Origin of the sequence: Kaistella sp. (genome assembly GCF_032060305.1) — a bacterium.
GTDB lineage: Bacteria > Bacteroidota > Bacteroidia > Flavobacteriales > Weeksellaceae > Kaistella > Kaistella yananensis.
On record NZ_DAMBHK010000042.1, the window covers coordinates 5,457 to 12,218 of the forward strand.

8 protein-coding genes are annotated in these 6,762 nt (G+C 38.3%); all 8 read left to right on the forward strand.

All coding sequences use genetic code 11. The features are described from left to right. Positions 1 to 303, forward strand: a 303-nt coding sequence (locus V5N63_RS07380) for a THUMP-like domain-containing protein (protein ID WP_442905788.1), incomplete at its 5' end; no start/stop codon positions are given. A 132-nt stretch (positions 304 to 435) separates the two neighbouring features. Beyond that, on the forward strand, positions 436 to 690 hold the full coding sequence (locus V5N63_RS07385) for a hypothetical protein (RefSeq protein ID WP_332033432.1): 255 nt from the start codon (positions 436 to 438) through the stop codon (positions 688 to 690). A 99-nt stretch (positions 691 to 789) separates the two neighbouring features. Then, the gene (locus V5N63_RS07390) at positions 790 to 2,172 is read left to right on the forward strand and encodes a dipeptidase (RefSeq protein ID WP_332033433.1); all 1,383 of its coding nucleotides are present in this window, start codon (positions 790 to 792) and stop codon (positions 2,170 to 2,172) included. 54 nt (positions 2,173 to 2,226) lie between these two features. Continuing rightward, the gene (locus V5N63_RS07395; RefSeq protein WP_332033434.1) at positions 2,227 to 2,931 is read left to right on the forward strand and encodes an SDR family oxidoreductase; all 705 of its coding nucleotides are present in this window, start codon (positions 2,227 to 2,229) and stop codon (positions 2,929 to 2,931) included. A gap of 135 nt (positions 2,932 to 3,066) precedes the next feature. Beyond that, on the forward strand, positions 3,067 to 3,813 hold the full coding sequence (locus V5N63_RS07400) for an electron transfer flavoprotein subunit beta/FixA family protein (RefSeq protein ID WP_332033435.1): 747 nt from the start codon (positions 3,067 to 3,069) through the stop codon (positions 3,811 to 3,813). 29 nt (positions 3,814 to 3,842) lie between these two features. Then, complete coding sequence (locus V5N63_RS07405) at positions 3,843 to 4,790, forward strand: electron transfer flavoprotein subunit alpha/FixB family protein (RefSeq protein WP_332033436.1); 948 nt, start codon at positions 3,843 to 3,845, stop codon at positions 4,788 to 4,790. A gap of 158 nt (positions 4,791 to 4,948) precedes the next feature. After that, positions 4,949 to 6,319 carry a sensor histidine kinase gene (locus V5N63_RS07410; RefSeq protein ID WP_332033437.1) on the forward strand — a complete coding sequence of 457 codons (1,371 nt, stop codon included), beginning with the start codon at positions 4,949 to 4,951 and terminating at the stop codon, positions 6,317 to 6,319. Positions 6,320 to 6,403: 84 nt separating this feature from the next. Beyond that, positions 6,404 to 6,762 (forward strand): bifunctional nuclease family protein (locus tag V5N63_RS07415; RefSeq protein ID WP_332033438.1); only part of this gene is annotated, 359 nt, incomplete at its 3' end.

Sequence of the window (6,762 nt, forward strand, 5' to 3'; positions counted from 1 at the left end):
GTTTTAAAATCGGGGGCTTTCAATACTGTTGCAAAAAAGTTTAAACTTTTAAAGCTTCATGTGAACACCCATTTTTATACATCGGATGAGGTGGTTCAAGATTTTCCGGGAAGAGTGCTGAAGGTTGGTGTTACTGCGCCAAAACAGATTCTAAAAGGCGAAAAATTCAATATTATTTCGAAGAATTATCCGCTTTCACCCGATGAAATTAAGAAAAAATATAAGATTTCAGATGGCGGAAAAACCTATTTAATTTTTACCCAAACCCAGAAAGGGAGAATTATTTTAAAATCTGTTGAATAATCTTTTAAATATTTGGGGCAAATCGTAATATTTCTTACTTTTGGCCAATCAAAAAGTTGATCTGGGATCGCCATGGTTCATAATGCATATTCAGCGGTTGCATAAGACTTTATAAAAAAATAGAAATTACTTATGAAAAAAATTATTTTAGTTTTTGCATGTGCAAGTTTTGTGGTGAGCTGTAAAAAAATTCAGGCAGGTTCCAATAAAGGAGTTCTGAAAATGGAAGAAGGTGCAGAAAGATATTCTGATGATGTAAAAGGCACTTATGTTGAAGCTCCTGCCGCTAATGTTGCCGATTCTGCAGTGGCTCAGGATTCAGTGAGAACTGCTGACGTAAAAGAAGTACAAATTACTGCAGACAGTACAAAAACAGCTGTAAAATAGTACACCGTATTATATAAAAAGAAGGAGATGTCTTGCTTATGCAGGACATTTTTTTTATTTTTACAAGATTCGATTTTTAATAATTTAAGTAAAAATAAAATGCAAGAAACCCTAAATTACATCAACGAAAATAAACAGCGGTACGTTGATGAACTCTTTGAACTGCTGAAGATTGCATCGATTTCTGCAGATCCTGCATACAAAGACGAAGTGCTGAAATGCGCTGATGAAGTTGCCAAACACCTGAAAAATGCAGGTGCAGATCATGTGGAAGTTTGTCCAACCGAAGGTTATCCTATTGTTTATGGGGAAAAAATCTTAGATAAAAATTTACCAACTGTTCTTGTGTACGGTCACTACGATGTGCAGCCGCCAGATCCGCTGGAATTATGGACAAAACCACCATTTGAACCTTATATCGAAAAAACAGCACTCCATCCGGAAGGCGCTATTTTTGCCAGAGGGGCAGCGGATGATAAAGGCCAGTTTTTCATGCATGTAAAGGCGTTTGAAGCCATGATGAAAACCAATACTTTGCCATGCAACGTGAAATTTATATTGGAAGGTGAAGAAGAAGTAGGCTCTAAAAGTCTGGAAGGTTTCGTGAAACAAAACACCGAGAAACTTGCCTGCGACACGATTTTAATTTCCGATACGCATATTTATTCGAACGAACAGCCTACAGTAACTACCGGTTTGCGCGGTTTGAGTTATGTTGAAGTGGAAGTGGAAGGACCAAACAGAGATCTCCATTCCGGACTTTATGGCGGTGCGGTTCCAAATCCAATTCATGTGCTTTCCCGAATGATCGCCAATTTAATTGACGAAAACGGACACATCACCATCGACGGATTTTACGATAATGTAGATGTGGTTTCCGAGGAAGAAAGAGCAGAAATGAATAAGCTGAAAGATGATCCCGAAGGTTTCAAAAAATCAATCGGATTGAACGGAGTAGAAGGGGAAACAGGTTATACAACTTTAGAAAGAACTTCGATCCGCCCAACTTTAGACTGTAACGGAATTTGGGGTGGCTACACCGGCGAAGGTGCGAAAACAGTAATTCCAAGCAAAGCTTTTGCTAAAATTTCCATGCGTTTGGTTCCTTACCAAACTCCGGAAGAAATCACGGAAAAATTCACCAAATATTTTGAAAAAATTGCTCCTGCCAACGTAAAAGTAAAAGTGAATCCACATCACGGCGGAATGCCATACGTTTTACCAAGCGATACCAAAGAATTTCTGGCAGCGAAAAAAGCGATGGAAACGGCTTTCGGTAAAGAAGTTTTACCGTACAGAAGTGGCGGAAGTATCCCCATTACAGCGATGTTTGAGCAGGTTTTGGGAGCTAAATCTGTTTTGATGGGATTCGGTTTAGATTCCGATGCTATTCACTCGCCGAATGAGCATTATGGATTATTTAATTTCTATAAAGGAATCGAAAGTATTCCGCTTTTCTTTGAAAATTACGCGAAAGCATAACATTATAATGCCTCATTCTGAGGCATTTTTTTAACAATTAAAAATCAGAAAAAGATGAAAGATAAAGTAGCTTATATCACCGGCGGAACCAAAGGAATTGGTTTCGGAATTGCCCAGGTTTTACTTAAACACGGAATTAAAGTCGCGGTTTCCGGCAGAAAACAGGAAGACGCGGAAGAAGCAGCCAGAATATTATCGGAAGATGATTCAAAAGTTTTTGGCATTGCCTCTGACGTTAAAAATTTTGAGGACGAAAAAACTGCAGTTTCAGAAATTATAAAAAAATTCGGCAGATTAGATTATGTCATCGCAAATGCAGGTCTCGGAATTTTCAAACCTGTTGACGAACTTTCGTTAGAGGAATGGAATGATATGATCGATACTAACCTTAGTGGTGTTTTTCATACGCTGAAAGCCTCGGTGGATGAACTCAAAAAATCTGAGGGTTATTTCATCAGTATTTCAAGCTTGGCCGGAGCCAATTTCTTTGAAAAAGGTAGCGGATACAACGCTTCTAAATTCGGAGTGGTAGGCTTCACGCAGGCTGCAATGATCGATTTGCGTAAATACAACATCAAAGTTTCAACCATTATGCCTGGTTCGGTTTCCACTTATTTTAATGGTAATGACCCTTCTGATAAAGATGCATGGAAAATTCAACCTGAAGATCTGGGCGAACTGGTTGTTGATATTTTCAAAATGAATCCACGTGCTTTGCCAAGTAAGATCGAGATCAGACCTTCCAAACCAAACAGTTAATTATGTATAAAATATCAAATTTTTGCTAAATGCTATGCATGCATAATATATTATTTTTATCTTAGCGAAAATTACAACCGTACATTTTATAAAAAAACTTCGGCTTAAAAACCAAAAATCAAAAATAATAAACACATGAAAATATTAGTTTGTATCAGTAGTGTTCCGGATACTACTTCAAAAATTAATTTTACAGCAGATAAATCTGCGTTCGACAAAAACGGAATCCAGTGGGTAATTAATCCTCTGGACGAATTCTCTTTAACAAAAGCAGTTAAGCTACAAGAATCTCAGGGAGCTACGGTAACAGTTGTGAATGTAGGAGACGCTTCAACAGAGGCTGTTATCAGAAAAGCACTGGCTATTGGAGCAAATGATGCCATCAGAGTAAATACAGAAGCTAAAGACAGTTTTTCTGTAGCGACAGAGATTGCGAATATTGCTAAAAATGGCGGCTACGATTTAATCCTTTGCGGTAAAGAATCCATTGATTATAACGGTGGTGCGGTACCGGGAATGGTAGCTCAGTTACTCGATCAGCCTTTCGTAAATGCATGTGTAGGTCTTGAAGTAAACGGTTCTGAAGTAAATGCAGTAAGAGAAATTGAAGGTGGAAAAGAAACCATTTCGGTGAAATTACCCGCAGTTATCGCAGGACAGAAAGGAATGGTAGACGAAAAAGATTTAATCATCCCGAACATGAGAGGAATTATGTCGGCAAGAACAAAACCATTGCATATTCAGGAGCCGGTAGGTTCGGAGGTTAAAGTGGAAGGTGTTTCTTACGATGCGGTACCTGCAAGAGCAGCGGTGAAAATGGTTGCTGCCGATAATATCGGTGAGTTGGTAAGGCTTCTTCACGAAGAGGCAAAAGTGATTTAATCTAAGTTCAACATTTAAAATTGAAAAAAATGGCAGTATTCGTATACGCAGAAAATATAAACGGAATTTACAAGAAAGCTGCTTTCGAGGCGGTTTCGTATGCAAAAACAGTAGCTGGTCAGCTTGGTGAAACAGTGACTGCAATTTCCGTGAACCCTACAGATTCATCAGACCTTTTGTATAAATATGGTGCAGATAAAGTCATCAATATCAAGGATGAAGGGTTGAAAAACTTCAGTGCAAAAGCTTACGCAAAAGCAGTAAGTGAAGTTGCTGACGGAAAGATCATTGTGTTTCCTCACACGACCGACGCTTCTTCTGTTGCACCCATGTTGGCGATTATGAAGAATTATTCTTTAATTACCAATGTTTTAGAAGCTCCGGAAAGCGTTACGCCTTTCCAGGTAAAGAGAAGAGCATTTTCAGGAAAAGGATTTATGCATGCTAAAGCTGATGCGTCGGGCGTTATTGTAACCGTTTCACAGAATGCTTTTGGTGTGAAAGAAAATCCTGCTTCAGGAACTGAGGAAGTAAAAAATCTGACCATCGAAAATGAAGATACCAAAGTACTTTCTCACGAACAAAGTTCAGGAAAACTTGATCTTAAAGAAGCTGAAGTAGTAGTTTCTGCCGGACGTGGAATGAAAGGACCGGAAAACTGGGGAATGATTGAAGATCTTGCAGCGACTTTAGGTGCAGCAACTGCATGTTCGAAACCTGTTTCGGATATCGGTTGGAGACCGCATTCTGAGCACGTTGGGCAAACCGGAAAAGCAATTGCTCCGAATCTTTACATCGCAGTAGGTATTTCGGGTGCAATTCAGCATTTGGCGGGAGTTAACTCTTCTAAAACCATTGTTGTAATCAACAGCGATCCCGAAGCGCCGTTCTTCAAGTCAGCAGATTACGGAATTGTTGGCGATGCGTTCCAGATTATTCCGGAACTTACTCAGAAAATCAAAGCATTGAAAGGTTAATGTAAGCCTCAATAGTTGTTACTGAAAACGCTGAAATTTTTTCAGCGTTTTTTTGTGTTCATGAAAGTATTTTCTTAAAGATTATTTTTTAACATATTCCTCATCAAAAAATAAGTAAATTTACTTTCAAAAGAGATTTCAGGTTAACAATTATCAGGATGGAAGTGTTTGTTTGGAACATGGCTATATCTTTCCAGTTGCTGTTCATTATTGTCAGTGGAGTGATCTTTTTGTACCTGCGCGACAAGAGTTTCAAGTATTACGGACTTTATAATATTTTTCTGATTATTTATGTGCTGAGCCGCTCCGATACAGTCTACTACGGATTTGAAGACCTCTTAAAACCAATTTTCGGCAGCGAGGACGCTGAGATGATTACGAGCATTCTTAACTTCCTTGTTCCAATCATTTTTTACACCTTTTATTCAATCTTTGCATTTTATTTCCTGGATTTTGATAAGAATGCCAAGAAATATTTTAAACGAACCAAATGGGTCGTTAAACTTATGGCTTATCTGTTCTTTGGATTCGCTGCATTAAGTTTTGCGATGCGGAATGCCGATTTTTTTGTTACGCTTTACCTTTATATCTACGTTCCGGTAATGCTTGTTATCTTTGTTCTTACTCTTTTGCGGGCGATACAGCGTTCCGGAGAGCACAAATTCTTTTTTCTAATTGGTGTTGTGGTATTTGTTCTCTGTGCTTTAATAGCGCTGGCCGGAAGTTTTATTCCGTCGCTCGGTATGGAAAATCCAATCACATTTTTCTTCATCGGAAATATTATTGAAACTATTTTTTTCAGCCTTGGTTTGGCCCACAAAGTAAAACTGATAAATGAAGAAAGAAACCGCATTAATGTTAGCGTAACAAAACACCGGCATCAGCAGCAAATCAGCAAACTCCAGGGACTGCTGGAAGGTGAGGAGAAAGAACGTAAAAGAATTGCAGAAGAGCTGCACGATGGCATTGCAGGAGATTTATCTGCCATAAAATATAACCTGGCCTATCTAAAACTCAAGAACAAAAACCCCGAAAATGAAGAGGTCCTCCGGGATGTAACACAGATAATCGATAAATCCTGTATCCAGATCAGGGAAATTTCGCATAACCTTTCGCCATCTTCTATTACCAATTTTGGCTTGATTACCGCCCTGCAGAATTTCTGTATGAAAATTGAAAATGTTTACGGAATTCCAATCAGATTTACTTCTACGGGGGAACGTATTGAACTTGATAAAGTCATAGAAACTCACATTTACAGAATTGTGCAGGAATTGGTAAACAATATCATCAAACATGCAGAAGCCAAAACTGCTGAAGTAATGATTACGCACCGGCATCCTCATATTACAGTATCAGTGAAAGATAACGGCAAAGGCTTTGAAATGAAGAAAAATAACAAAGGAATAGGATTTGGTAATATCGATTCGCGGATTCGTTTTATGAATGCTAAATTCAGTAAAACAGAGAGCGAAACCGGCAGTTCGTTCCTCATCGAAATCAATATTGATAATCTGCCCCAAACCTGATGAAAAATGCTGTTTTTAATCAAGTATTTCAATAAATATTTTTAAACTAATTTCAAATCTAAAAATTCAATTATATTTGTAGCTATGGATTACAAAAGATTAATCATACGCGGGATTTCTTACAGCCAAACACAGTCCGGTGCTTATGCACTCCTTTTGGAGCATGAGGAAACCAAAGTGAAACTGCCTGTAGTGATAGGAAATTTTGAGGCCCAGTCTATTTCTTTGGGATTAGAGAAAGATATTCATCCGCCGCGCCCGTTAACTCACGATTTGTTTGCCAAATTTGTGTCGATTACCAATTATGAGCTGGTTTCTGTTATTATTTACCAAATTATCGACGGGGTATTTTTTTCAAATCTGAATTTTAAAAACAAAACTAATAACGAAGAGCTGATAATGGATGCACGAACTTCGGATGCAGTCGCGATGGCTGTACGTTT